This is a genomic window from Streptomyces sp. ISL-100 (assembly GCF_018614615.1).
Taxonomy (GTDB): Bacteria; Actinomycetota; Actinomycetes; order Streptomycetales; family Streptomycetaceae; genus Streptomyces.
Genome location: NZ_JAGGOK010000050.1, coordinates 67,116 through 91,491, shown reverse-complemented (window position 1 = coordinate 91,491; position 24,376 = coordinate 67,116). Strand labels below are relative to the sequence as shown.

Annotated in this window: 21 protein-coding genes and 1 pseudogene; 6 read left to right on the top strand and 16 right to left on the bottom strand. The window is 70.2% G+C overall.

Annotated features, from left to right (window positions below):
- Nucleotides 1-681: 681 nt before the first annotated feature.
- From J7E89_RS22510 to J7E89_RS22505, 3 genes are all read right to left on the bottom strand, one after another.
- Nucleotides 682-1,860, bottom strand: a complete 1,179-nt coding sequence (locus J7E89_RS22510) for a methyltransferase domain-containing protein (RefSeq protein ID WP_214976176.1) — start codon at nucleotides 1,858-1,860, stop codon at nucleotides 682-684.
- Nucleotides 1,861-1,873: 13 nt separating this feature from the next.
- Nucleotides 1,874-2,002 carry a hypothetical protein gene (locus tag J7E89_RS41880; RefSeq protein ID WP_285439273.1) on the bottom strand — a complete coding sequence of 43 codons (129 nt, stop codon included), beginning with the start codon at nucleotides 2,000-2,002 and terminating at the stop codon, nucleotides 1,874-1,876.
- A 688-nt stretch (nucleotides 2,003-2,690) separates the two neighbouring features.
- Nucleotides 2,691-2,978 (bottom strand): hypothetical protein, encoded by a 288-nt coding sequence (locus J7E89_RS22505; protein WP_214976175.1) that lies wholly within the window; start codon nucleotides 2,976-2,978, stop codon nucleotides 2,691-2,693.
- Nucleotides 2,979-3,131: 153 nt separating this feature from the next.
- Between J7E89_RS22505 and J7E89_RS22500 the strand changes: the two genes are divergently transcribed.
- On the top strand, nucleotides 3,132-4,388 hold the full coding sequence (locus J7E89_RS22500) for a helix-turn-helix transcriptional regulator (protein WP_214976174.1): 1,257 nt from the start codon (nucleotides 3,132-3,134) through the stop codon (nucleotides 4,386-4,388).
- A gap of 14 nt (nucleotides 4,389-4,402) precedes the next feature.
- Nucleotides 4,403-4,762: a hypothetical protein gene (locus J7E89_RS22495; protein ID WP_214976173.1), complete on the top strand. Its 360-nt coding sequence runs from the start codon at nucleotides 4,403-4,405 to the stop codon at nucleotides 4,760-4,762.
- Between the two features lie 213 nt (nucleotides 4,763-4,975).
- Here the strand turns inward: J7E89_RS22495 and J7E89_RS22490 are convergent.
- From J7E89_RS22490 to J7E89_RS22475, 4 genes and pseudogenes are all read right to left on the bottom strand, one after another.
- Nucleotides 4,976-6,031 (bottom strand): annotated as a pseudogene (locus J7E89_RS22490) (fructose PTS transporter subunit IIA); the annotation flags it as partial.
- Nucleotides 6,028-7,005, bottom strand: a complete 978-nt coding sequence (pfkB, locus tag J7E89_RS22485) for a 1-phosphofructokinase (RefSeq protein WP_214976171.1) — start codon at nucleotides 7,003-7,005, stop codon at nucleotides 6,028-6,030. The gene pfkB and the pseudogene J7E89_RS22490, both read right to left, overlap by 4 nt.
- A gap of 12 nt (nucleotides 7,006-7,017) precedes the next feature.
- Nucleotides 7,018-7,779, bottom strand: a complete 762-nt coding sequence (locus J7E89_RS22480) for a DeoR/GlpR family DNA-binding transcription regulator (RefSeq protein WP_214976170.1) — start codon at nucleotides 7,777-7,779, stop codon at nucleotides 7,018-7,020.
- Between the two features lie 185 nt (nucleotides 7,780-7,964).
- Nucleotides 7,965-9,446, bottom strand: coding sequence for an MFS transporter (locus J7E89_RS22475; protein WP_214976169.1), 1,482 nt, complete (start codon nucleotides 9,444-9,446; stop codon nucleotides 7,965-7,967).
- A gap of 62 nt (nucleotides 9,447-9,508) precedes the next feature.
- Here J7E89_RS22475 and J7E89_RS22470 point away from each other — a divergent pair, with 62 nt between their 5' ends.
- Nucleotides 9,509-10,486, top strand: coding sequence for a YafY family protein (locus tag J7E89_RS22470; protein ID WP_214976168.1), 978 nt, complete (start codon nucleotides 9,509-9,511; stop codon nucleotides 10,484-10,486).
- 69 nt (nucleotides 10,487-10,555) lie between these two features.
- On the opposite strand, the gene J7E89_RS22465 is transcribed toward J7E89_RS22470, so the two are convergent.
- The gene (locus tag J7E89_RS22465; RefSeq protein ID WP_214976167.1) at nucleotides 10,556-11,554 is read right to left on the bottom strand and encodes an RNA polymerase sigma factor RpoD/SigA; all 999 of its coding nucleotides are present in this window, start codon (nucleotides 11,552-11,554) and stop codon (nucleotides 10,556-10,558) included.
- Nucleotides 11,555-12,090: 536 nt separating this feature from the next.
- Between J7E89_RS22465 and J7E89_RS22460 the strand changes: the two genes are divergently transcribed.
- Nucleotides 12,091-13,116 (top strand): questin oxidase family protein, encoded by a 1,026-nt coding sequence (locus J7E89_RS22460; protein ID WP_214976166.1) that lies wholly within the window; start codon nucleotides 12,091-12,093, stop codon nucleotides 13,114-13,116.
- A 16-nt stretch (nucleotides 13,117-13,132) separates the two neighbouring features.
- On the opposite strand, the gene J7E89_RS22455 is transcribed toward J7E89_RS22460, so the two are convergent.
- Nucleotides 13,133-13,894: a dioxygenase gene (locus J7E89_RS22455; protein WP_214976240.1), complete on the bottom strand. Its 762-nt coding sequence runs from the start codon at nucleotides 13,892-13,894 to the stop codon at nucleotides 13,133-13,135.
- 104 nt (nucleotides 13,895-13,998) lie between these two features.
- On the opposite strand from J7E89_RS22455, the gene J7E89_RS22450 reads away from it, so the two are divergent.
- Nucleotides 13,999-14,490, top strand: coding sequence for a MarR family winged helix-turn-helix transcriptional regulator (locus J7E89_RS22450; RefSeq protein ID WP_214976165.1), 492 nt, complete (start codon nucleotides 13,999-14,001; stop codon nucleotides 14,488-14,490).
- Between the two features lie 39 nt (nucleotides 14,491-14,529).
- Here the strand turns inward: J7E89_RS22450 and J7E89_RS22445 are convergent, their stop codons facing one another.
- Nucleotides 14,530-16,050, bottom strand: coding sequence for an MFS transporter (locus J7E89_RS22445; RefSeq protein WP_214976164.1), 1,521 nt, complete (start codon nucleotides 16,048-16,050; stop codon nucleotides 14,530-14,532).
- Nucleotides 16,051-16,144: 94 nt separating this feature from the next.
- The gene (locus J7E89_RS22440) at nucleotides 16,145-16,762 is read right to left on the bottom strand and encodes a TetR/AcrR family transcriptional regulator (RefSeq protein ID WP_214976239.1); all 618 of its coding nucleotides are present in this window, start codon (nucleotides 16,760-16,762) and stop codon (nucleotides 16,145-16,147) included.
- 275 nt (nucleotides 16,763-17,037) lie between these two features.
- On the opposite strand from J7E89_RS22440, the gene J7E89_RS22435 reads away from it, so the two are divergent.
- Complete coding sequence (locus J7E89_RS22435; RefSeq protein WP_214976163.1) at nucleotides 17,038-18,390, top strand: M6 family metalloprotease domain-containing protein; 1,353 nt, start codon at nucleotides 17,038-17,040, stop codon at nucleotides 18,388-18,390.
- Here J7E89_RS22435 and J7E89_RS22430 read toward each other — a convergent pair.
- From J7E89_RS22430 to J7E89_RS22410, 5 genes are all read right to left on the bottom strand, one after another.
- Nucleotides 18,377-20,065: a class I adenylate-forming enzyme family protein gene (locus J7E89_RS22430; RefSeq protein ID WP_308315566.1), complete on the bottom strand. Its 1,689-nt coding sequence runs from the start codon at nucleotides 20,063-20,065 to the stop codon at nucleotides 18,377-18,379. The genes J7E89_RS22435 and J7E89_RS22430 overlap by 14 nt on opposite strands.
- Nucleotides 20,066-20,207: 142 nt before the next feature.
- Nucleotides 20,208-21,233 carry an NAD-dependent epimerase/dehydratase family protein gene (locus tag J7E89_RS22425; protein WP_308315565.1) on the bottom strand — a complete coding sequence of 342 codons (1,026 nt, stop codon included), beginning with the start codon at nucleotides 21,231-21,233 and terminating at the stop codon, nucleotides 20,208-20,210.
- Nucleotides 21,230-22,363 carry a hypothetical protein gene (locus tag J7E89_RS22420; RefSeq protein WP_214976162.1) on the bottom strand — a complete coding sequence of 378 codons (1,134 nt, stop codon included), beginning with the start codon at nucleotides 22,361-22,363 and terminating at the stop codon, nucleotides 21,230-21,232. The genes J7E89_RS22425 and J7E89_RS22420 overlap by 4 nt, the downstream gene beginning before the upstream one ends.
- The gene (locus J7E89_RS22415; RefSeq protein ID WP_214976161.1) at nucleotides 22,360-23,061 is read right to left on the bottom strand and encodes an HAD-IA family hydrolase; all 702 of its coding nucleotides are present in this window, start codon (nucleotides 23,059-23,061) and stop codon (nucleotides 22,360-22,362) included. The genes J7E89_RS22420 and J7E89_RS22415 overlap by 4 nt, the downstream gene beginning before the upstream one ends.
- Nucleotides 23,054-24,310, bottom strand: a complete 1,257-nt coding sequence (locus tag J7E89_RS22410; protein WP_214976160.1) for an acetyl-CoA carboxylase biotin carboxylase subunit family protein — start codon at nucleotides 24,308-24,310, stop codon at nucleotides 23,054-23,056. Before J7E89_RS22410 ends, J7E89_RS22415 begins: the two co-directional genes overlap by 8 nt.
- Nucleotides 24,311-24,376 lie beyond the last annotated feature (66 nt).

Sequence of the window (24,376 nt, the reverse complement as noted above, 5' to 3'; positions counted from 1 at the left end):
CGAAAGCCCCGAACTCCACGGGACCGGGGGGCGGGCGCGGTGTTCGGGGCAGTCAGGGATGCCGCCCGGCCCACGAGGGGAAGCAAGCTGGACGGGAGTGGTGCACTCAGCCACATCAACGACTGACCGCCCGAAGGGATACGCGCCGCCGTGGTGGGTTTGTTGTGGCTGGGGCGGCCGGCCGAAGCGGCTTTACCCACCTCCCCGGTTCGGGTCCCGCGTCGGGCAAGGCCAGGGGGCCACTCGTTCAAATTCCGGGCAGGTGCACAGCCTGCCCGAGTTGCCGGGCCAGCGTACGGCCCCCTGACCATGCCCGACCCCAAACCGGGCAGGACACCGGCCAAAGCCGCTCCAACCAGCCGCGTGACCATGTGCACCACCCACGGGGCAGCGTTGCAACGAGCAACCGTCTCGCGATCCTGCAAGCCTTCACTCTCTTCCGTTCAGCAACTCGACACGTTCACATGCAGTGTTGAGGCTGGCCGGACGCGAGCACGACAACAGCCCCGGTACCATCGGCACCAGGGTCCAGAACGGGGCTCTCCGACCGGACCACCCCGCGTGCTGCCAGGCTCAGGGGTGGTCCGGTCTTTGGTTGCGTCCGCAAGGCCGGAACATTGCGACGCCAGCCCCGACCACCCACGACGGAGGGGAGTGGATGGCCGGGGAGGTTGCAGGCGGTCAGCCCATCACGGGCACCGGATGGTCGAGGGAGTCGAGCCAGGCAGTGTGCTGGCCGTCCGGAGTCACGGTCATGCCGAAGCGTTCCGGGCCCGGACTGCCGACGTGGCTCCACCAGTGGTGAGCGGCTTCCACTTCCGACCACAGGCCGCGCGGGCCGTGCTCCCACACCGTGAACCGCTCATCGGTGTGCCCGTCCCAGTCGACAGCCGCCCACGAGGACCCATCAGTGGTCGCCAGCCACAGCCGCGAGGCCACCCCGTCCACACCGGGGCTCTCGTGCCAGGTCCGCCACACGTCGCGGAGCTGGAGCCCGAGAGCGAACTGGGCAGCCCAATCATCTCCGGTCACCGCCCACGGGGACAGGCGCGTCACCGACTCGCGCGGCATGTGATCATCGCGGACAACGTCTCGGTAGATGCGCAGGTCAGTGCGCTGGTTGCGCATCAGCATGAACGACGAGTGCGGATGGAACCGGCCCCAGGCGTTCCCGTCACCGGTCACCTTCAGGCGTAGCAGGCCGTAGCAGAACCAGGGGGTTTCCCAGGGGGTGAGGATCACGCCGCCCGATTGGGTCTGCGCCAGCCATGCGGGGGGTACCGATCGCACGGAGCAGGTGGCAATGACCCGGTCGTACGGTGCGTCGGGCGGGTAGCCGGCCGATCCATCGCCGCTGACCACGTGCGGGTCCAGGCGGACGTTCTTCAGGTTGACCGCAGCTTGCATCGACAGGGCCGGATCCACCTCCATGGTGGTCACCTGATCACCGCCCAGGCGGTGTGCCAGCAGGCCAGCGTTCCATCCGGTCCCCGTGCCGACCTCCAAAACGCGATGGTTCGGCAGCAGATTGAGCATGTCGAGCATCCGCAGCACGATCGAGGGGGCCGACGCCGAGCAGGAAGGCCAGCGCTCCCCCTCACCGGGGTCCTCACCGTCGTTGATCTGCGTCACCACCGGAGCATCCGCGTACGCGGTCCGCAGCCACGTTTCCGGGGCCACGCCGCGCGTACACGTCGTCAGGTCATCCCCAAGCCAGATCTTGTCCGGGAGGAACTGGTGTCGGGGTACCGCCCACATTGCGCGTTCCCACTCGTGGGCAAGGGGCGCGTCCAGGGCTTCATTAACCGCGCCGAGGAGACCGCGAAGGGCGATCTCCTCAGCCGCTTGCATCTTCGTCATCGCGGAGCGCGCCTTACTTCCCGTGCTTCGGTTCGGGCTTGGGCTTGGAACTGTCCGGTGACGGCTTGGACGTGCCGGGGTCCTTGCCGCCCGAGTGCTTGCCGTCCCCGCCACTGCCACCCTTGCCGGTTCCCCATGCCATGGCTGACTCCCTTTTGTCGGTACGGACACGATGGTGGTGCAACCCCGCCCGCCTGCTTCCGTCCCCACCGAGGGGCAGGCGGACGGGGGTCTAGGGGCCCCGCCTCCCGACTGATCAACGGGAGACGGGGCGGCACCGGGCGTCCGCATTGCCTTGCGGGTATGGCTGCGCCTCAGTGCGTCTCGCTGGTGGTTGCCTCCATCAGCGAGGGTTGGTACACCACCCCCGCCGAGGGGGCGCGCGCCGCGCAAGCGACGAAGGGGGACCGAGCTTGCACAGCTCATCCCAGCGGGGGTGGTGGTCGTGCCCCGAGACCCGACAGGACGCCGGTCTGTACGTCGCGCCTGCCACTGCCGGTAAACAGGCTCTGCCAGGTCTCGGGAGTCTCTACGGGTTGGCCCTCAGCCACAGGGCCACGAAGAACGCGCCGACCGCGACAGCGGTCAGGAAGACGACGAAGGAGGAGACAAGGCGGTTCGCGCCAAGGACTTCAGGCGGAGTTGGCGGTTCGTCGCCAGGCGCTCGCGCTCCCTCGCAGTCGCCGGACGCAGGTGGTACTTCGACGCCCACCACGTCAGGCCCGAAGGCCGGCACACCTCCACCCGGTCCCCGTCGATGGCGTTGACTTCCCCAACTTGGCATCGAGCACCGTCACTTACTACGTCGCCCACCTGGACGAGACGAGTAGTCACGGCCGGGCCGCCTCAAGAATGCGAACCAGCTTCCGCGCACTGCCCATCGACACCCAGCCCAAGATCATCATGTGTTGCGGGTGGCTGGACCGGTGATCCATGTCGATATGCAGCTCCGGCATGTAGATGCCCGCCCCCGCAAGCGCCGTCACCATGTCCGTGTACGTCTGCGTCGCCTCAGCAAGCGCACGCCGCTGCGCATCCGTGACACCCGTAATGGGTTGCTCCTGCGCCTCTTGCTCAGGTGGTGGTTTTGCTTCTGCGTTGATGCTCTGCGTCTCCATTGGCACCCCTTGCTGCCCTCGTTGCTGACAACCTCAAGGGAACCGGCATAAGGCGAAGCGCTCCACGGCATCTGTGCGGCAGTCTTGATGCACATCCGATGCACCGGGTGCACCGTCCGCGTACTGCGGGCACTGCGGAGGAGGGAACCGCGCGTGAGACTTGCTGAGCGACGCAAGGCCCTGGGCTACAGTCAAGAAACCTTCGCCCAGGCACTCGGCGTCGACCGCACCACGGTCGGCCGTTGGGAGAGCAATAAGAACGCGCCTCAGCCGCCGCTACGACCCAAGCTCGCTGAGGTCCTGCAAGTAGACCTTGCCGAACTGGACGCCCTGGTTGCGCAGCCACAAACCCCAGCCCAGGAGTCCGCGGGGACACCGCCCAGCAACGACTACGGCTCGGGGGACACCGAGGAAATGATCCGACGCGAATTTCTGCGGGCTATAGCGGTAATCGGAACGCTCGCACCCCTGCCCGCCGACGACAGGGAGGCCCTGAACGATGCCGCCCGTCGAGGCACTGCGTCCGACTTTCTAAGCATGAACGGTCACCTATGGCAGGTGTACCAGCTCGCACGCTCCAAGCGTTCTATGCGTCCCATCGTTAGTGAGCAACTATCGTCCTTGAACCGAACGTTGACCGGCCGATCTGACGCCCAGGTGCAGCCGTTGTGCAGTGCTGCCGGCGACCTCTTCCAGCTCGCGGGAGAACTCGCTTTCGACAGCAACCGGTACACAGACGCCACCGACTCCTATGCCCTTGCAGCGTCAGCGAGCAAGGAGGCTGGAGCGTTCGACCTTTGGGCTTGCGCTCTCGTGCGGCATGCATACGTCGACGTGTACGAGCACCGATTTAAGGAGGCAACAGACGTGCTGTCGGCCGCCGAGAGGGTCGCCAAGCGAGGGGACAGCTCGTTGGCCACGCGGCATTGGGTCGCATCCGTCCAGGCCGAGGCCCACGCGGGCTTGGGCGACCTCACAGCGTGCGAACGTGCCCTTGATGAGGCAGAGAAAGTTACGCATCTGGCAGGGCCCGGCAACAACGGCGGATGGCTCCGCTTCGACGGCTCACGGCTGGCTGAGGAGCGCGGAGCCCGGTACGTACAGCTCGGCCGTCTCGACCTCGCTGAGCGAGCCCTGAAAGCAGCGTTGGGCCAAGGCGCATTGGCCCAGGGACAATCGTTCCGCCGCCGAGGAGTTGTCCTTGCTGACCTGGCCGCAATCGGAGCCAAGCGCCGCGATCCCGACCAAGTCATCACCTTCGGCCATGAGGCCCTGCAACTCGCGCGGGAATCTTCCTCCGGATACGTCGCCCGTAGACTCCAGACGCTACGAGCTGAGTTCGGCCCACTGGCCCGAGATAGCCGCGTGGCCGAGCTTGGAGCCGAGATCGGCGCATTGAGCAAGACATGACGAGAGGGGTAGGCATGCCGCAGATCGAGGGCGCACGAGTGTTCCGAGAGGCGTGGCTCACTGGAGTGCGAAAGCACTTCCCTGGTGAACCGAAGGCGAGCTACATCACCCCTTGGGAGGAAACCCCCGAGTGGGAGCGCCAGGCCGCTGGTTCTGTGTACGAGCAGGTGCGCCAACTCCTCGACCTCAGCGGCGACCACGCATCGCGTCTGTCGCGCGAGCAGAAGGGCCGTTTCGTCGCGATCTGCTGGACAGCGCAAATGTTCAAGCACTTCGAAGACCCCAAGCCGGGGTACGTAGCGGACTGGCCAGAACTGCCGGACTGGCAGAAGGAAACCGACGCCGACATCTTCGAGGCGATCGAGCAGTCCTGATCACTCCGTAACGCCGGAGCGGCCCCCTACCTTCCTGGGAGGGGGCCGCACTGTAGTTGGATCATTCGGGCAGTTCAATGCCGAGGCTGTCTGCCAGTTCGCGAAGTTCTTCAACGGCGATCGCTGGGGCCTTGGCCGCATGTTCGGTCGCCCAGCGCTCCAGAATTTCATCCATGATGGCTCTGACCTGCACTTTCCCCAAGTGTCTTGACGCAAGTACCTGACGCCGGACATGAGCCACTTGCGGAGCTTTGTTCCGTAGCCTTCGCCTGGTTCTCCGGTTTCGGCTACTGGGGAGCCCTTGGTCGGTGAAGTGACCTCGCCGCGTTGGTGCTTGGCGCGTACTTCGGTTATGAGGTCGGCGGGGCGGTTGATGCCTGCCTTCACGCCTACGTCGACTGTTGGCTTGCCCGCGAAGCGCTCCTTGTCGCGTACGGGCACGTCGTGCGCGAAGATCACGCCGTCGGCGGCGGCGATTACGGCGGGGTCAAGGCGCTGGAAGCCGGCGGAGCCCTGGGTTTCGACCGTCAGCTCGACGTTGTTGTGGACTGCGGCCCGTTCGAGTGCTTCGGCTGCCATGTAGGTGTGCGCGATGCCAGTGGGGCAGGAAGTGACGGCGACGATCCTGAAGGGAGCGGCCTGCGAAGCGGCGGCGGGCGGGGCGGGTGCTTCGGGGTCGGTCCCGCGCTGCGGCGTCTCCTCGGGTGCCGAACGTTCGGGCACCGCGCCTTCTTCGGGGTGGTCGCGTTCGACACCCTGCGGGGAGCGCCCCAGCACGTCCCCTCCTGCCACCTCGGTCCGCGAAGCGGTGGTGGGCGCGTCCTGCGGGGTGTCGCCGCGGATCAGGGTCGCTGTCGATGACGGGTCATCGGCCGCGCGGAGGGCCGAGGTGAAATCCTCGTTCATGAGCTGGCGGGCCAGGGCCGAGAGGATCGTCAGGTGTGCGTCGTCCGCGCCTGCCGGGGCCGCGATGAGGAAGATCAGGTCGGCCGGGCCGTCCGGGGCGCCGAAGTCGATGCCGTGTGAGCTGCGGCCGAAGGCCAGTGTGGGCTCGGTGACGTGCTCGCTTCGGCAGTGCGGGATGCCGATGCCACCGTCGAGGCCGGTCGGCATCTGTGCCTCGCGCGCCGCGACGTCGGCGAGGAAGCCGTCGAGGTCGGTTACGCGGCCGAGCGCCACCATGCGCTCGGCCAGCGAACGCGCCGCCTCTTCCTTCGTGCCGGCGGCCAGGTCGAGATCGACCAGGTCCGCGGTGATCATCTGGCTCATCGCGGGCTCCTTACAAGGTGTGGTGCACATGCGGCCGGCTCCGCCAGCGGGCGGTCCAGTGGCACGTCCGCTGTCACGGTGACCGCGGACGGGTTCAGGTCGGCCGGCGTCGGCATGACGCTGCCGGGGAGTTGCACGGCCGCCGCGCCGTGCGCTACGGCGGAGGCGAGGGCGTCCGGGCCCTCGCCTCCTGCGGTGAGGAAGCCGGCCAGGGAGGCGTCGCCCGCGCCGACGTTGCTGCGGATCAGGGTGACTTGGGAGGTGGCGTAGTACGTGCCCTCTTCGCTGATGAGGAGTTGTCCGTCGGCTCCCAGGCTGGCGAGGACCATGCGCGCGCCCGCGTCCCGGAGTTCCTGCGCCGCCTTCAGCGCGTCGCCGATGGTGGTGAGGGGGCGGCCGACTGCCTGGGCCAGTTCGTCGGCATTGGGCTTCACCACGTCCGGGCGTTCGCGGAGTGCCGCGAGGAGGGACGGGCCCGAGGTGTCGAGGGCGATGCGGGCGCCGGCTTTGTGGGCGCGGGCCACGAGTTCGGCGTACCACTCGGGGGCGAGGCCGCGTGGCAGGCTGCCGCAGCAGGCGATCCAGGCTGCGCCGGTCGACTCGTTCTGTGTTGTGGTGAGCAGCGACTCGGACTCGGCGAGGGAGAGTTCGGGGCCGGGGGCGTTGATTTTGGTGAGGGTGCCGTCGGGCTCGACGATGGAGATGTTGGAACGGGTGTGGCCGGCTACTGGTACCGGGGCGACCTCTATGCCTTCGGCGTTGAGGAGTTCGGCTACGAGTGCCCCTGGTGCCCCGCCCAGCGGCATGACCGCGATGGTGCGGTGACCGGCCGCCGCGACCGCGCGTGAGACGTTGACGCCCTTGCCGCCCGGATCCATCCGGTCGGCGGTGGCGCGCAGCACCTCGCCGCGCTCCAGGGACGGGACTTCGTACGTCCGGTCGAGGCTGGGGTTGGGGGTGATGGTGAGGATCATGTGCACTCGTTCCTAAACACACTTCACTTCGGTGCCGGCTGCCTTGATGGCGGCGGCGTCCTCCGGGCTGAGCCCGGTGTCCGTGATGAGCAGATCTACGTCGGTGAGGTCGCCGAAGCGGGCGAAGTGCTCTTGGCCGTACTTGGCGGAGTCGGCCAGCAGCACTACGCGGCGGGCGGCCGCCACACACGCGCGTTTCACTGCCGCCTCGGCCAGGTCGGGGGTGGTGAGGCCGCTGTCGGGGGAGAAGCCGTTGGTGGCGAGGAACGTCACGTCGGCGCGGATCTCGCCGTACGCACGGAGGGCCCAGGCGTCTACGGCCGCGCGCGTACGGTGGCGGACTCGGCCGCCGACGAGGTGCAGGTCGATGCCGGGGTGGTCGGCCAGGCGGGCGGCGACGGGAAGTGCGTGGGTGACGACCGTGAGACTGGCGTCCAGCGGTACGTCGGCCGCGAGGCGGGCGATCGTCGAGCCGGCGTCGAGGATGACGCTGCCGGAGTCGGGCAGTTCGGCGAGGGCGGCTCGCGCGATGCGGTCCTTTTCGTCGGCGGCAGTCGACTCGCGCTCGGCCAGGTCGGGCTCGAAGTCGAGGCGGCCGGCGGGGATGGCTCCGCCGTGTACGCGGCGCAGGAGGCCGGCGCGGTCCAGGGCCTTGAGGTCGCGGCGGACGGTCTCGGCGGTGACCTTGAAAGTCTCGGCGAGGGAGAGCACGTCCACCCGTCCGCCCTCGCGTGCGAGGCGGAGGATTTCCTGCTGGCGCTCCGGTGCGTACATGTGGGATTTCATCCGTTCGATGCCCGAACCTGTGGTTTCGCTTTGCAGAGTACGGTTCGGTTTCGTGGATGTAAACAGATTCGGGCAGGCGACGGACATATTCGGGCGCCTGATGCCCTCCTGAATGCCGTACGGCGCCCGTGTCCAGGGGACACGGGCGCCGTCGGGTGGCCTGCGGAGAAGGGTCAGAGAGTGAGCGCCGGCTCCTTCGCCACCGGGGTGGCTGCTGCCTCCGCCCCCAGCCGCGGCCGCGCCGGCAGCGCGAACATCACGCAGAAGATGACCACCAGCACCGCCGTCGTCCACCAGAGTGCGTTCTGGAACGCGTCTACGAAGGCCATGCCCAACGCGCTCGGTGCGAGGCCGTCGTCGATCACGCCGAAGAAGACGACCGACACCAGGCCGAGGCCCAGCGCGTTGCCCATCTGTCCCATCGTGTTGATGAGGCCGGACGCCGAGCCCGCGTGCTCACGCGGCACGTCGGACAGCACCGCGTCGGTCAGCGGCGCGACGATCAGGCCCATGCCGAGGCCCATGACGATGAGGGGCAGCGCCATCTGCCAGGACTGGATGGCCGTCCCGTACCGGTCGGCCTCCCAGATGTAGAGGAGGAGTCCCGCCGCCATCGTCAGCGCCCCGGCCTGGAGGACCTTCCGGCCGAAGCGCGGGACGAGTTTCTGTACGGAGAGGCCTGCGGCGAGTGAGACCGCGATGGAGAACGGGATGCCCGTCGTGCCGGCCCGCAGCGCGCTCCAGCCCAGGCCGACCTGCATGTACAGCGTCCAGACCAGGAAGAAGATGCCGAGCGCCACGCCGAAGGTCAGCTGCACCGCGATGCCCGCCGCGAAGCTCTTGACCTTGAAGAGGGAGAGTTCGACGAGGGGGGAGCCGTCCTTGCGGGTCTTGTAACGCTCGTACGCGATGAAGAGCGCGAAGACCGCCGGGCTGGCAATCATCGACAGGTGGCCCCACAGCGGCCAGTCCAGCTCCTCGCCCCGGGTGAGCGGGTAGATCAGCATGAGAAGGCCGAGCGTCGCGAGCGCTACGCCGACGAGGTCCAGGCGCAGCGCCTTGGGGGCCTTGGACTCGGTGATGAAGCGGATGCCGAGGATCAGGCCCGCGATGCCGACCGGGAGGTTGATGAGGAAGATCGGGCGCCACCCCAGACCGAACAGGTTCCACTCGGTGAGCAGCGCGCCCAGCATCGGACCCGACACGGCGCCGAGGCCGACGACCGCGCCGAACAGGCCGAAGACCTTGCCGCGTTCGTGCGCGGGGAACGTGGCGTGGACGATCGACAGCACCTGCGGCACCATCAGCGCCGCCATCGCGCCCTGGAGGATGCGGGAGGCGACCAGGATCTCCGGGTTGGGAGCGAACCCGCAGAGCGCGGAGGCGAGCGTGAAGCCGGTGATGCCGATCAGGAAGAGGCGCTTGCGGCCGTAGATGTCACCGAGCCTGCCGCCCGTGATCAGCCCGGCTGCGAAGGCCAGGGCGTATCCCGCGGTGATCCACTGGATCGCGCCGAAGTCGGCGCCCAGGTCCTGCTGGATGCTGGGGATCGCTATATTGACGATCGTGACGTCGACCAGGTCCATGAAGGCGGCGGTCATCACGATGGCTAGCGCGAACCATCTGCGGCGGTCGGGCGGGGGCGTTGAAGTCATGAGAGGGATGCTATGGGTGATGTAGGACAGATCGTGTCCTAAATGGTTGGCATCCTGGAAACATGACGACCGACACACCGGCCCGGCTGCTGCACCTGCTCTCGCTCCTCCAGACGCCCCGCGAATGGCCCGGCAGCGAACTCTCCGAGCGGCTGGGCGTCAGTCGCCGGACCGTGCGGCGCGACATCGACCGGCTGCGCGAGCTCGGCTATCCGGTACAGGCGACGATGGGCGCGGACGGCGGCTACCGGCTCGTCGCGGGCAAGGCCATGCCGCCGTTGGTGCTCGACGACGAGGAGGCTGTCGCCATCGCGGTGGGGCTGCGGGCCGGCGCGGGCCACGCGGTCGAGGGCATCGAGGAGGCGTCCGTACGGGCGCTGGCGAAGCTGGAGCAGGTACTGCCGTCCCGGCTGCGCCGGCAGGTGGCGACCCTTCAGGCCGCCACCATTCCGCTGACCAGCGGCGACGGCGCGACGATCGACCCGCGGACGCTCACGGTGATGGCGGGCGCGGCGACCGGGCAGGAGCGGCTGCGGTTCGGCTACCGCTCGGGGGACGGGTCCGAGACCAGGCGTCTCGTCGAGCCGCACCGGCTGGTCAGCACGGGACGGCGCTGGTATCTCGTCGCGTACGACCTGGACCGGGAGGCGTGGCGCACGTTCCGGGTCGACCGGGTCAGTGAACCGTTCGCCACGGGGGCGCGCTTCACGCCGCGTGGGCTGCCGAGCGGGAACGCCGCCGAGTTCATCCGGCAGTCCTTGAACCGCTCGCAGGCGCAGTACCGGGTGGTGGCGACGTTCGACGCGCCCGCCGAGTTCGTGGCGGCCCGGCTGCCGGGCTCGCTGGGCACACCGGAGCCGGTGGCGGGCGACGACAGCCGCTGCCGACTCGACGTCACCTCCACCGACTCGATGGAGTGGCTGGGGATCCGACTCGCCCTGGTCGACTGCGAGTTCACCGTGTCCCAGCCGCCGGAACTCGTCGACTATCTGGCCGGGCTCGGCGGACGGATCAGCCGTGCGACCGGGGACAGGGGATGAGGGACAGGGGGTAGGGCGAGCCCCGGCGCCGGGGGGGAGGGCACCGGGGCTCGGCTCTGGGCGGGGCGCTTATGCCGCCGATTCGAAGCCCGTGTCGCGGGCGAGGCGCTTCAGCTCCAGCAGTGCGTGCTTCTCGATCTGCCGGATCCGCTCGCGCGTCAGGCCGTGCTGCTTGCCGACCTCGGTCAGGGTTCGCTCGCGGCCGTCCTCAATGCCGTACCGCATGCGGATGATCGAGGCCGTGCGCTCGTCGAGGTGGCCGATGAGATCCTCCAGCTCCTCGCTGCGCAGGAGCGACATCACCGACTGCTCGGGCGACACCGCCGAGGTGTCCTCCAGCAGATCGCCGAACTGCGTCTCGCCCGCGTCGTCGACCGGCATGTTGAGCGATACCGGGTCACGCGCCCAGTCCAGGACGTCGCTGATGCGCGCCGTCTTGGTGTCCAGCTCGGCGGCGATCTCCGCGTGCTCCGGGTCGCGCCCGTGCATGCGGTTGAACTCGCGCTGCACGCGCCGGATGCGGCCCAGCTCCTCCACCAGGTGGACGGGGAGCCGGATGGTCCGGGACTGGTCGGCTATGGACCGGGTGATGGCCTGGCGGATCCACCAGGTCGCGTACGTCGAGAACTTGAAGCCCTTCGCGTAGTCGAACTTCTCGACCGCGCGCACCAAGCCCGCGTTCCCCTCCTGGATCAGGTCGAGCAGGGGGAGGCCACTGCGGGGATAGCGGCGCGCGACGGCGACGACAAGGCGGAGGTTGGAGCGGATGAAAAGGTCCTTGGCCCGCTCGCCCTGGGCGACCAGCGCTTCCAGTTCTTCTCGGGAGGCACCGCCCGCCTCGCTCTCCACCTCTTTGTCGAGGATCTGCTGGGCGTACACGCCCGCCTCGATGGTCTGTGAGAGATCGACTTCCTTGGCGGCGTCGAGCAGCGGCGTCCGTGCGATCTCGTCGAGGTACATGCCGACCAGGTCGCGGTCGGCGATCTCCCCGCCTACGGCGCGAACGCTGCGTACCCCGCCGGACCCGCCGGTGGCGGTCTGACGACGGGCGACGGCACGGGTTGCCATGCGGTGCTCCCTTGCGTAAGTAGGTCGCGGTTGCGCGGTCGGTTGGCTGCGGGACTCCCTACGGGTGCCCTGCCTCCGATGGAAACAACGACTGGAATCCGGACAGAATTCCCATGGCGTGCATTCATTTTCGTGATCTTGCAGTACCCTGTCGGCCCGTCGAGGGCCGCTGAGGGGAGACGCATGCCGCAGCCGCACTCAGAGGTGCAGGTCAGCGCGGGCACCGAGGCCGCCGGGCAGCGCCGCCCGCAGTTGCGCTCTTACCCCTGAAGACGGCCCGCACCGGCTTCTGGTTGCTCGCGATGTGCGTGTCTGGGGGGGCAAGCCCCGGCCCCCAGACCACACAGACGCCCTTCGGGCATGCCCTCGAACGCCGTACGGGCTGAATTCGCCAGCACCATCCAGCCCCTTTGGCGTTTGAGGAGCGGGGTCTGGGGCGGAGCCCCAGAAGTGCCCCCTCGGCCTCGCGACCTACGCCCCGGCGTAGGTCCGCAGCCCGTTACGCCCCGCCCGTCCCCGCACATAGCCTCCACCGCATGGACACGACAGGCACCCTCGACGAAGCGCTGGAGCGCCTCCACACCCACGGCCCCGAACGCCTCAGCCGCCTCACCAATCACGCCCCGATGGCCGTCGAATCGCTCGCCGTGCACGGCCAGGCCGGCTCCGTCCACCGCTGGCTTGATCTGTACGCCGACAGGCTGGAAGACTTCCCCGCCCTCCACGCACCGGTGAACGACAGCAACTGGCAGGCCGCGCTCGGCGATCCGCGCCGTGCCGCCGACTGGATTGCGTACTTCGCACGCCTCGTGGACGAGCAGCCGTGGCGCGAAGTGCTCGCCGCCTGGTGGCCCCGCCTGCTGCCCGGCATGTACGGCGGCGCCGCGCACCCCGTGATCCGCGTGGGCCATGCGGTACGCACCCTCCTGGCCGACGGCGAGGGCGGCGAGAACGCCCCCCGCCGCACCGAGCTCGCCCACGGCCTCGGCTACTGGGCCGCCCGCCACCTCCCCGTCCAGCCGCCCGCCCCGCTCCCCGGCGCGCGCACCGCTGCCCAAGCGCTCGACGCCGTACCGCCCGTCGACGTACGGCAAGGAGGCTTCCCGGACCGCCTCGCGCGTGTCACGCGGCTCCCGGTCTGGGAGGGGTCGCAGGCGCCGATCGAACCGGACGAAGCGCGGCAGAAGCTGGCGGAGCTCGTACGGGCGGCCACCCACAGGTACGCCACGCACGGCCACGGCGACGAAACCATGCTGGTCCACGCGGCGACCGCCCCGAACGCCGTCCTGCGCGTCCTGCCCGCACTCCCCCGCACCCTGTGGGCACCGAGCCTGCACGCCGCCTGGACGGCGTCCGCCGCGGTCACCTCGATGTACGCCCCGGACGCACCCGTGCCGTACGCCTCGCCCGGCTCCATCACCCCCGAGGAGGTCTTCGAGCGGGCGACGGCGCACGGCGACGAGCACGTCATCAAGCTCACCGACACCGCGCTCGACATCGGCGACGAGCAGGCGCTCGCGGCCGCGCTGCGCGCCATCGAGCTCAGCGAGCCGCTGGTGTGACGGCGCGGCATCGGCATCAGCCGAATTGCAGCGAACGCTTCGCGAGGCCCATCCAGAAGCCGTCAATCACATTGCGCTGCGTACCCAGTTCGCCCATCGACGCGCCCAGCGTCACGAACAGCGGCGCGAAGTGCTCAGTGCGCGGGTGGGCGAGCCGGCCGGCCGGGGACTTGTGCTCGAAGTCGAGCAGCGCGTCCACATCCGCCGCCGCCAGCGCCTCGCGCCCCCACGCGTCGAACTCCGCCGACCAGCCGGGCACTCCCCCACCCTGGTGCCGCAGGGCCGCCAGGTTGTGGGTGAAGAAGCCGCTGCCGACGATCAGTACGCCCGCGTCACGCAGGGGCGCGAGCTTGCGCCCGATGTCCAGCAACTGCTGCGGGTCGAGGGTGGGCATGGAGATCTGGAGTACGGGGATGTCGGCCGCCGGGAACATCTCGACGAGCGGGACGTACGCCCCGTGGTCGAGCCCGCGGTCCGGGAAGTCCTGGACGGACGTACCCGCGCCGCGCAGCAACTTCCGTACGGATTCGGCGAGTTCGGGGGCGCCGGGCGCGGCGTACTCGACGCGGTAGTAGTGCTCGGGGAAGCCCCAGAAGTCGTAGACCAGCGGCCTCGTCTCGGTGGCGCCGAGCGCGAGCGGGGCCTCCTCCCAGTGGGCGGAGACCATCAGGATCGCGCGGGGACGCGGCAGGCCGGCGGACCAGGCCGCCAGCTGGCCGGGCCAGACGGGGTCGTCGGCCAGCGGCGGGGCGCCGTGGCTCAGGTAGAGGGCGGGCATACGCTCCATGGCCGGACGAGCCTCCTTGAAGTTTCAAGTGTTGCCTATAAGGACCTTAACTCCATCTAGTTTAAGTTTCAAGAAGTGGGTCGTAGAGTGGTTGCATGACGACGGGACCCCGCTGGCTCAGCGAACAGGAACAGCGCACTTGGCGTGCATACCTCCAGGCAACCACGCTTTTGGAGGACCACCTCGACCGCCAGTTGCAGCGCGACGCCGGGATGCCGCACGTCTACTACGGCCTGCTCGTGCAGCTCTCCCAGGCGCCGCAGCGGCAGCTGAGGATGACCGAGCTGGCCCGCATCGCGAAGATCACCCGCTCCCGGCTCTCGCACGCCGTCGCCCGCCTGGAGCGCAACGGCTGGGTGCGCCGCGAGGACTGCCCGTCCGACCGGCGCGGGCAGAACGCCGTACTGACCGAGGAGGGGTACGCGGCGCTGAAGGAGACCGCGCCCGGCCATGTCGCCACCGTCCGCCAGGCGATGTTCGACCGGCTCACCCCCGAGCAGGTGCGGCAGCTCGGCGAGATCATGCAGGTCATGGCTGAGGGGCTGCAGCCGAAGGACACGGACGCGGACCTGCCCTGGCTCCGCTGAGCAGAACCAGGGCAGGTCAGGACGGGTCGGACAGCTACGTCAGTGCGCGATGACGGGGATCTTCATCGCGTCCTCCGCATCCGTCTCCGTGGCCGAGCCCGCGATCGTCGTCGTTCCCGGGCGACCGGTGTTGATCAGCGTCAGCGCGATCGTCGCCGAGACGAGCAGGATGCCCACCGCCCACCAGATGGCACTCGCGTAGCCGTGCACCATCGCCTGCGCCTGGAGCAGCTGCTCGTTGGTGGCGCCGGCGGCGTGCGAGGCGATGTACGCCGTGGTGGCGCTGGCCGCGATGGTGTTCAGCAGGGCCGTGCCGATCGCGCCGCCCACCTGCTGCGAGGTGTTGACCATGGCCGAGGCCACGCCCGCGTCCCGCGGCTCGATGCCGTGCGTCGCCAGCGACATGGCCGGCATGAACGCCGTACCCATGCCCAGGCCCAGCAGGAGCTGCGCGGGCAGGATCAGACCGGCGTACGACGAACCGATCTCCAGCTGCGTCAGCAGCAGCATGCCGAGCGCCGCGACCAGGAAGCCGGGGCCCATCAGGTAGCGGGGCGCGACCCGCGTCATGAGGCGGGCGCCGATCTGGGTCGAGCCCGTGATCATGCCCGCGATCATCGGCAGGAAGGCGAAGCCGGTCATGACGGGCGAGTAGCCCTTCACGATCTGGAGGTAGTACGTGAGGAAGAGGAAGAGGCCGAACATCGAGATGACGGCGAGGCCGAGCGACAGGTAGACGCCGCCGCGGTTGCGCTCCATCAGGACGCGCAGCGGAAGCAGCGGCGACTTGACCTTCGACTCGACGAACACGAAGGCGAGCAGCAGCACCGCCGAAGCGATGAACAGGCCGACCGTCGCGCCCGCCGCCCAGCCGTCCGACTCGGCGCGCGTGAAGCCGTACACGAGCGCGACGAGGCCGAGGGTGGAGAGGACCACGCCCGGGATGTCGAGCGGCGAGCGGTTGCGGCCGCCGGCCGGCTCGCGGATGACGAAGTACGCGCCCGCGGCCGCGACGATCGCGAAGGGGATGTTGACGAAGAAGGTCCAGCGCCAGTTCAGGTACTCGGTGAGGAAGCCGCCCAGGATCAGGCCGACCGCGCCGCCGCCGCCAGCGATCGCGCCGAAGATGCCGAATGCCTTGGCCCGTTCGCGTACGTCGGTGAACGTCACCGCGAGGAGGGAGAGCGCGGCGGGCGCGAGCAGCGCGCCGAAGGCGCCCTGGAGGGCGCGTGAGCCGAGCATCATCGCCTCGTTGGTGGCCGCACCGCCCAGCGCGGAGGCCGCCGCGAAGCCGAGCAGGCCGACGACGAAGGTGCGCTTGCGGCCCCAGATGTCGGCGATGCGGCCGCCGAAGAGCAGCAGACCGCCGAAGGCCAGGGCGTACGCCGTGATGACCCACTGGCGGTTGGCGTCCGAGATTCCCAGGTCCTGCTGGGCCGACGGCAGCGCGATGTTCACGATCGTCGCGTCGAGCACCACCATCAGCTGGGCGAGGGCGATGAAGACCAGCGCTTTCCAGCGGTTGGGATCAGGCAGGGCCGTGTCGGGTGTTTTTGGCATGGAGGTATCCACCTAGGGGTGCGAAGAGGCGAAAAGGTACGTAACCAAGTCGTCGGAGGAGGAGGAGGAGGAGGAGGAGCGAGTTCGGTGGGAGTCAGGACTCCCGGCGCAGGTCCTCCAAGGTCGCGGGAGAGCCGGGGAGAACGGAGCGCGCCGGTGCCTCCAGGCCGTCGAGGAAGAGTTGCAGGTGCCGGTGCACGAACTGGTCGAAGTTCATGCAGGCGCTGCCCGGCAGCGGCCGGGTGAGCTGGGAGAGGGCGACCAGCAGGTCGCCGACGGCGACGTCGTCGCGGAGCCGTCCGCACCGCCGTGCGCGCGCCATGAGGCCGTCGACGGCCTCTTCGAGGCGCTCGCGCTCGGCGAGCAGTTCCGGATGGTCCTTGTCGAAGCCGTCGGCCAGCATCGGGCACAGCGCGCCGATGCGCTCGTCGGCGGCCGCGTGGACGAAGCGGCGCAGCGCGTCGAACGCGTCGGCCTCTTCGGCGGTCGCGGCCCGTGCCTGGTCCGTGGTGCGGGCCATGACGGAGACGACCACGTGGTGGATGAGTTCGTTACGGTCCGGGAAGTGCCGGTAGAGCGTCGCGTTGCCGACGCCCGCGCGGCGGGCGATCTCGTCGAGCGGCACCTCGGGGCCGAACTCGACGAACATCTCGCGCGCGGCGGCGACGATCCGCTCCCGGTTGCGCAGCGCGTCGGCCCGCGGGCGCGGCATCCGGCGCTGGGCGGTCTCGGTGCGGGTGACGGTGGCCACGGCGCTTCCTTTCGTACGTAACCGGGGATCGAGTCCCCGCTTCGGCTGACTCTCCTGCAAACGGGGAGACCGTCCCCGGTTATTTCCCGAAGTCGCACATGTGACCCGGAACACAGCGTGACCCGGAAATTCCCACGATCGGGTCACCCAGCGGGCGGCCGGACGGCCCCCGGCACAGGGTGATCGAACGAGAGCAGTCGGGGACGGCCGGCTGCCGCGGACCCGAAGGCGAACGTATGCAGCGGACCCGCCCCCGGATACGCAAGCCCCGCCACATAGTCAGCGTCGCCGCCCTCACCGGCCTCGCGTTCACTTCCGTGACGTCCGACGGATCCCCGCTCAACAACGGCTCCAGGGCATCGGCCGGCCCGGTGGCCACCGCCGACCAGGCCGTTTCGGTGGCCGACGAAGCCGCCCTCGAACCGTGCCGGATCACGGGCACCATGGGCGTACAGATGTCGGAGGGTCTTCCGACGCCGCCCGGCTTCGCGCGCTCCACGGGCGACATACGCGCCCTCACCCTCATGATCGACTTCTCGGACGCGCCAGGGAGAGGACCGGCTCGCGACCGGTTCGAGGAGTTCTTCCCGCAGACGACGAAGTGGTTCGCGACAAGCTCGTACGGGCGTCTGCGCTATCGGCCGGTCATGCCGTTCACCGACTGGGTGCGGATGCCGATGCCCTTCGCGGAGTACGGGATAGACCGCGGCTCACCGTACGAACCCGGCTACCGCAGCCTCGTCGAGGACATCATCGCCGCGACCGACGACCGGGTGGACTTCCGCTCGTACGATCTCATCAACGTCCTGGTCACGCCCAACGCCGGGCCCTCCGCCCTGGAAACCGTCCTGTCCGTCACCTTCTCCGGCAACGACGAAGCACCGCGCGCGGACGGCGTCCCGCTCGCCAACACGTCGTTCGTCTACAGCCGCCAGGACGACGGGTCGGGATCGTACGGCGAGACGGGCTTTCGCGTGCTGCCGCACGAGAACGGCCATGTCTTCGGGCTGCCGGACCTCTACACCGTGGACGGCGGAGGTCCGGTCGGGCACTGGGACATCATGTCCGAGGACTGGGGGGCCAACAACGATCTGCTCGGCTGGCACAAGTGGAAGCTGGGCTGGCTCGACAGCGCGCAGATCCGCTGCACGTCCGAGCTCGGCACCAGCGAGCACGTCCTCGCGCCGCTCGCCTCGCGCGCCGGGAGCCGCGAGGGCGAGGCGGGCAGTGAGGACAGCGAGGACGGCGAGGACAGCCGGGTGAAGCTGGTGTTCATACCTCTGACGGAGAAGACGGGGTACGCCGTGGAGGTACGCACCCGGGCCGGCAACGACGAGGCCGTCTGCAAGCCGGGCGTGCTGATCTACCACGTCGACGCCGACGTCGACACCGGCCACGGCCCGGTGACCGTCGCCGACAGCGAGCGCGACAGCGGGGGCTGCACGCGGCGGCCCAATGTGCACGCGGAACTGTCGGACGCGCCGTTCGGGGAGGGCGAGACCTTCAAGGACCGGCAGTACGGGATACGGATCTCGGTGACGGAGGAGGACGAGCGCGGGAACTTCCGGGTCCGCGTCACCCGCCGCTGATGAGCCGGTCCGTGGTGGTGCGCAGCTCCCGCTTGAGGATCTTGCCGGTGGCGTTGCGCGGCAGCGGTTCCTCCCGTACGAGCACGTGGGCGGGCACCTTGAACGCGGCGAGGCTCTTGGCGACATGCGCGCGCAGCTCGTCCACACCGGCCGTGGCGCCGGGCCGAAGCTGCACGACCGCTGCCACTTCCTCGCCCAGGACGGGGTGCGGAACGCCGAGCACGGCCGCGTCGAGCACGTCCGGGTGATCGTGCAGCGCGCTCTCGACCTCGACGCAGTACACGTTCTCGCCGCCGCGTATCACCATGTCCTTGATGCGGTCGACGATGCTGACGCGCCGGTCGCGCACGGTCGCGAGGTCGCCGGTCCTGAACCAGCCGCCGTCGGCGAAGGCCTGCGCGGTCGCCTCGGGGTCGTTCCAGTACCCCCTGACGAGCGACTGCCCGCGCAGCCACAGCTCACCGACCTCGCCGTCGGGCTGCGGCTGCCCTTCCGGGCCGGCGATGCGGACCTCGGTGCCCGGTGCGGGCCGGCCGACACTGCCGGGGTACGCGCGGTAGGCCGCGCCGTAGTTGGCCATGACGCCGCCGCTGGTCTCCGTGAGCCCGTAGCCGTTGCGCGGCTCGATGCGCTCGCCGTGCCGGGCGGTGAGCCGCCCGACGAGGCCGGCGGGCGCGGCGGCGCCACCGGTGTTGAGCATGGCGAGGCTCTCCAGCCCGTCCCCGGCCGCTTCGGCGGCGTCCAGCAGCTGGAGGGCGGTGGCCGGCACACCGGCGTAGTGCGTGACCTTGTGCTCGCGGATCAGCGCGAGCGCCTGCCCGGCGTCCCACTTGCGCATGAGGACGAGGGTGCCGCCGGCCGCCATGGCGGCGTACAGCGCGGTGAAGGCGGCGACGTGGAAGAACGGGAACGTCATGAGCGATACGGGGGTCGGCCCCTGCCCCGGAATCTGCCCGCGCCCGAGCGCGGACAGCGCGGCGTGGAACCGGGGGTGCGTGGCGGCGCCGGCCTGGGCGAGGTGGGTGGCCACCGCACCCTTGGGGCGGCCGGTGGTGCCGGATGTGTAGATGATCGTCGCGTCGTCCTCGGGGCGTACGTCGACTTCGGGCGGGGCGAGGTGCGGGTCGGCTGCCCTGATGCCCTCGTAGGCCTCGGCCCACTCGGTCGCGTCCCCGTGGAAGACGACTACCTTGGGCCGCCGTTCGCTGTGAGTGGTGAGCCACGGCTGCACTCTGGGCAGGCGCTCGCCGTCTACCAGCAGCACGCTGGGTGTGCAGTCGTCGAGGGCGTACGTGAACTCCGCCTCGGTCCACCAGGCGTTCAGCGGCACGGCGACTAGCCCCGCCAACTGCGCGGCCCAGAAGGCCACTTGCCACTCGGGGTGGTTTCGCATGGCGATGACGGCGCGGTCTCCGGGGGCGAGGCCGTAGTCCTCGACGAAGCGGCGGGCCAGGGCGCAGGCCGCGGCGAAGAACTCGCCGTAGGTGTAGGTCCCGCTCTCCGCGATCAGGAACGGCCGGTCTCCGTACGCCCAGGTCGCCTCGACGAACTCCCGCAAGGTGCGGGGCCCGCCGGCGTACATCGGACTGCCGTCCTCCGCACGCACGACTTCGAAGGGCGCGCCGGGGGCGGTCAGCGCGGCTTCGGCGGCGCGCAGGGGATCATTGTTCGGCACGGGTGGACCTCTCCAAGCGCATGCTCAGCGCTCCGCACGCTATGCCCGGCCCCGCTCCACGTCAAGATGCGTGCATACTCCACCTTTCTTCCGCAGGGGGGCGGGGCCCTGGTGTGCGGGGCTACGCCCCAGACCCCGCTCCTCAGACGCCGGAGGGGCTGGAATCAGCCGGACGGCTGGAGTTGGCCAGTGCCTCCGCCTCCCTTTCCGGGGACAGGGCGTCCGCCAACGGCGGTTCCGTGTCCGGCGGCAGTGACTGACGCCAGGACCAGGTGTCCTTCACCGTGTCCAGAAGCAGGCGGCAGCGCAGGCCCGTGGCCAGGGCTCTGGAGACGTCGCCCGCGTGTACCGCCGCGTGGAGCTCGCTGCCCGGTGGAGCCCAGATCGGCAGGTCGCTCCATCCCTCTACGCCCGCGGCTTCGATGGCCTCCGGGGAGACCCAGCGCAGCTCGGCGTCCGAGCCCGTCGCCCGCACGCAGGCGTCGAGCAGGTCGCCCATCGTGGCGTGGTCGCGCGGGCCGACCATGTTGTACGGACCGTGCAGACCAGCGTCCAGCGCGTCGAGCACCCACGTCGCGAGGTCGCGCGCGTCGACGTACTGGAGCGGCGTGTCCTGCGGGCCGGGGGCGAGCACCGGACCGCCGCCCGCTCCCCGGGCGATGCGCTCCAGCCACCAGGTCAGGCGGCCGGGGGTCTCGCGGGGGCCGAGGATCAGGCCGGGCCGGACGATCAGGGTGCGCTCCTCGCCGAGTTCGCGGAGCACCGCCAGCTCCGCGCCGCGCTTGTCCGCCGGGAACTGGGTCGCGTCGGCGTCGGGGTCCCCCTCGGCCAGCGGGCCGTCCTCGTCGAGGCCCGGCGGGGCCGGCCAGGCGTACACCGAGCGGCTGGAGACGAAGGCGTAGCGGCCCACGCGGCCGGAGAGCAGCCGGGCCGCGTCGCGCACCACGGACGGGGCGGACGACCACGTGTCGACGACCGCGTCCCACGCGCCGGTGGCGAGGGCGGCCAGGCCGTCGGGTGCGGTGCGGTCGCCGTGCAGGACCCGCACACCGGCCGGCGCCGGGTGCTCGCCCCGGTGGAAGACGGTGACCTCCCAGCCCCGGTCCCGCGCTGCCTCGGCGACCGCGCGGCCCCCGAAGCCCGTACCGCCGAGCAGCAGCAGCTTCACAGCGTCGTCCGGGCGCGGTATGCCGCGAAGCGGTCGGTGATCTCCTGGGCGCGGTCCTCCGCCTCCGACAGCTTCATCTCGGCGCACTCGTAACCGAGTTCCTCCGTCATGACGGCCATCGAGGCGGGCTCGAAGACGACGGTGCCGTCCGCGCGTATCTCGCTGATGCCGTCCTGAACCTGGCCCGACACGTTGATGGCGTGCGCCTGCTCCTCCGTCATGCCGTCCGGCAGCAGCGGCCGGAACTTGCCGGACTCGATCGCCACGGGGAAACCGCCCAGCGCACCGTCCGCGCCCGGCGCGTGGACAACGGCGTCGCGGCCGTCGGCCAGCGGCTCCAGGACGCTGAGCGCCGAGGCCGCCGTCATGGTCTGCCCCGGCATGCCGCCGGTGCGGCGGTACTGCCCGGGGAGCCGGTTGAGCAGCGCCTCGATGTCCAGCTCCGCCGTGACGTCGCGGCCGTCGACACGGATACCGAGGCCCATGGCGGCCGGGCCGCTGTTGCCGTGGCGCGACAGGCGGTGCGAGACGTAGTGGTGGGCGACGAGCCGCACCTCGACGTCGGCGGTGCTGCGGCCGAGCTCGTCGGCGGCAGCGGCCGTGATGCCGGGGACGTTGTTGGCGACGTTGCCGATGCCGATGTCGGGGGACATGCCGATCGCGGTGAGAGCCGGGTGCACGGCGTCGGGGTAGGCCGCGTTGACGACGACGGCCTCGGTGCCGGAGAGCTTGACGGCCTCCATGGCCTTCATCACGGGGACGAGGTGCATCGGCAGCCACGGGCCGTAGTTGGCGGCGTACACCCGCTGGAAGGCGGACGCCTCCAGCGTCGAGATGACCCACCACGACTGGTAACTGGCGGCGAGGAAGATGACGTCCGGCGCGAAGGCCGCGATGCGCTCGGCGGTGCGCGCCACGTCGGTCAGGTCCGTGAGGGCGTGGCTGACGGTGGGGGTGTAGCCGCGCTGCACGGCGCAGAAGCGGGTCAGGTTCGTGGCGCGCAGGGCCACTTCCTCGTCACGGCCGACGAGCTGGATGTGGCGCTCGCGCGTGCTGTGGGCGAGCTCGTGGAAGACGCGGCGGCCGATGTCGCCGGCGCCCAGGATCATGATCTTGCGGGGCTGGTTCATGACGTACCTCCGAGGTGGGCGGTGGCGAGCGAGGAGGGGGCCGCGAGCCGGTACGCGTCGCGGACCAGGCGGGGCAGTTCACGCATGGAGGGGAAGGCGAGGGCGCCGTCGCGGTGCGGGCCGACGGCGGGATCGGCGGTGTACTGGAGGACCCGCATGCCGGCGCCGAGCGCGGCGTCCACGCCGACCGGGCTGTCCTCGACCACGACGCAGTCGTCCACGTCGGCGCCGCACTCGGCGGCCGCCCACAGGAACAGCTTCGGGTCCGGCTTCCAGGCGTTGATGTCGTACGCCGAGAAGAGCCGCCCCTCGAAGTGGTGCAGGATGCCCGACTTGCCCAGGCGGCTCGCCATGATCTCCGGCGGGCTGTTGGAGGCGACGCACATCCCGGCGCCGAGGACCGAGCTCAGCTGCTCAAGGGCGTACGCGACCCCCTCGATGGGCTCCAGCCAGGAGCCGATGAGCTCGTCGCACTTGGCGCGCGCGAGCGCCATGGCGTCGGCCGGCGGCGCGGCCCCGGAGATCTCCTCCATCAGGTCGATGCATTCCTGCATCTTCTTTCCGGAGAACAGCTCGTCCCGCCGCTCCTTGGTCAGGTGAAGACCCATCAGCTCGCCGATGTACGCGAGCCCGCCGTTCTCGGCGTCCTGGGTGTCGACCAGGACGCCGTCCAGGTCGAAGATGACGAACTCACTCATAGGTGATCCAGTCCACGTTCTCGATGGCGGCGACGGTCGCGGCCAGTTCCCGGTGGTTCGCGGCGGAGCCGATGACGGCCGCCGTGTTGCCGCGCGCGCCGATGCGCCAGTCCGCGGGGGCGCCCGGCTCGGCCAGCACTGTGACGCGGTCCACGTTCGGGAGGCGGCGCAGGGCGGAGACGTTGCGGATCGACGCCACCCTGCGGGCGCCGACGGGGGGCACGATCAGGTAGTGGAAGGCGATCGGCCCGTCCTGCTTGACCTCGGGCGTCTCGTACGGGCGGCCCAGCGCGGCGGCGACCGCCACGTACGCGGGGTCGGAGGTGCCCGAGCGGACCGCGAGGTCGTCGACCCAGGCGCCGAGGCGGCCGTTGACCTCGATGACCCGGGGGCCTTCGGCGGTCAGCTTGATCTCTACGTCGGCGACGCCGTGGATGTTCAGGGCGCGTACGGCGCGGCACGCCAGGTCCCGTACGGCGCGCTCCTCGTCCTGGGGCACGACGGAGAAGCCGCCGTATCCGCCGCGCTCGCGGAACGGCTCGGCCAGCGCGAACTTGCTGGTCACGAACACCGGGCGGACGTCGTCGCCGTCGGCGACGCAGTCGACCGCGATGTAGTCGCCCCAGGGGGCCGGGGTGTCCCGGCCGACCAGCAGCTCCTCCAGCATCACGGCGGTCTCGGTGGGGCCGCCTTGGCCCTCGCCGTCGCCCGAGAACATCTGCGCCAGGGCGGCGTGGCACTCCTCCGGCGTCGTCACGGCCTGGGTGTTGCGGCTGGACGCGCCGATCACCGGCTTGATGATGGCGGGCAGTCCGACGTACGCGATCGCCTCGTCGGCCTGCTCGGGCGCGCTGATCGTACGGAAGCGGACGCTGTCGACGCCCGCCTCGGCGAAGCGCTGCCGCTGGAGGTCCTTGTGCGTGATCGCGTCGACGTCGGCGGACCGGTGGTAGCGCAGGCCGAGCGCCTCGGCGAGCCGGACGGTGCGCGCGATCTGGAACTCGCTGAAGGTGATGATGCCCGCCGGGGCGAGCGCCCGCAGCGCGTCCAGCAGCTCCGCCTCGGTGCGGCCCGCGGCGTCCACCACGGAACCGACCGTCTCCAGCGTGGGGATCATCTCCCGCGCGTGGTCGGTGCCCGCCGTCACGAAGACCAGCGAGCAGCCGTTGTCCCGGGCGGCTTCCGCCAGCCGGGTCGGTGCGAGGCTCCCCGTGTCGTAGACGACGAGAAGCACCGGCTTGTCACTCATGGGTCAACCTCTGTGTTCCGGGGCCCGTGCGGGGCAGGGGCCTGCGCCGAGGCGCGTGGACGTACG

What these genes read in the sequence shown, in the direction of transcription:
- J7E89_RS22450 (WP_214976165.1), top strand. Translation starts at nt 13,999, where the DNA reads ATGACGACGGGACCCCGCTGGCTCAGCGAACAGGAACAGCGCACTTGG.
- J7E89_RS22480 (WP_214976170.1), bottom strand. Translation starts at nt 7,779, where the DNA reads ATGTACGCACCGGAGCGCCAGCAGGAAATCCTCCGCCTCGCACGCGAG.
- pfkB (WP_214976171.1), bottom strand. Translation starts at nt 7,005, where the DNA reads ATGATCCTCACCATCACCCCCAACCCCAGCCTCGACCGGACGTACGAA.
- J7E89_RS22410 (WP_214976160.1), bottom strand. Translation starts at nt 24,310, where the DNA reads ATGAGTGACAAGCCGGTGCTTCTCGTCGTCTACGACACGGGGAGCCTC.
- J7E89_RS22475 (WP_214976169.1), bottom strand. Translation starts at nt 9,446, where the DNA reads ATGACTTCAACGCCCCCGCCCGACCGCCGCAGATGGTTCGCGCTAGCC.
- J7E89_RS22510 (WP_214976176.1), bottom strand. Translation starts at nt 1,860, where the DNA reads ATGACGAAGATGCAAGCGGCTGAGGAGATCGCCCTTCGCGGTCTCCTC.
- J7E89_RS22460 (WP_214976166.1), top strand. Translation starts at nt 12,091, where the DNA reads ATGGACACGACAGGCACCCTCGACGAAGCGCTGGAGCGCCTCCACACC.
- J7E89_RS22440 (WP_214976239.1), bottom strand. Translation starts at nt 16,762, where the DNA reads ATGCCGCGCCCGCGGGCCGACGCGCTGCGCAACCGGGAGCGGATCGTC.
- J7E89_RS22455 (WP_214976240.1), bottom strand. Translation starts at nt 13,894, where the DNA reads ATGCCCGCCCTCTACCTGAGCCACGGCGCCCCGCCGCTGGCCGACGAC.
- J7E89_RS22465 (WP_214976167.1), bottom strand. Translation starts at nt 11,554, where the DNA reads ATGGCAACCCGTGCCGTCGCCCGTCGTCAGACCGCCACCGGCGGGTCC.
- J7E89_RS41880 (WP_285439273.1), bottom strand. Translation starts at nt 2,002, where the DNA reads ATGGCATGGGGAACCGGCAAGGGTGGCAGTGGCGGGGACGGCAAGCAC.
- J7E89_RS22495 (WP_214976173.1), top strand. Translation starts at nt 4,403, where the DNA reads ATGCCGCAGATCGAGGGCGCACGAGTGTTCCGAGAGGCGTGGCTCACT.
- J7E89_RS22420 (WP_214976162.1), bottom strand. Translation starts at nt 22,363, where the DNA reads ATGAACCAGCCCCGCAAGATCATGATCCTGGGCGCCGGCGACATCGGC.
- J7E89_RS22505 (WP_214976175.1), bottom strand. Translation starts at nt 2,978, where the DNA reads ATGGAGACGCAGAGCATCAACGCAGAAGCAAAACCACCACCTGAGCAA.
- J7E89_RS22470 (WP_214976168.1), top strand. Translation starts at nt 9,509, where the DNA reads ATGACGACCGACACACCGGCCCGGCTGCTGCACCTGCTCTCGCTCCTC.
- J7E89_RS22415 (WP_214976161.1), bottom strand. Translation starts at nt 23,061, where the DNA reads ATGAGTGAGTTCGTCATCTTCGACCTGGACGGCGTCCTGGTCGACACC.
- J7E89_RS22445 (WP_214976164.1), bottom strand. Translation starts at nt 16,050, where the DNA reads ATGCCAAAAACACCCGACACGGCCCTGCCTGATCCCAACCGCTGGAAA.
- J7E89_RS22435 (WP_214976163.1), top strand. Translation starts at nt 17,038, where the DNA reads ATGCAGCGGACCCGCCCCCGGATACGCAAGCCCCGCCACATAGTCAGC.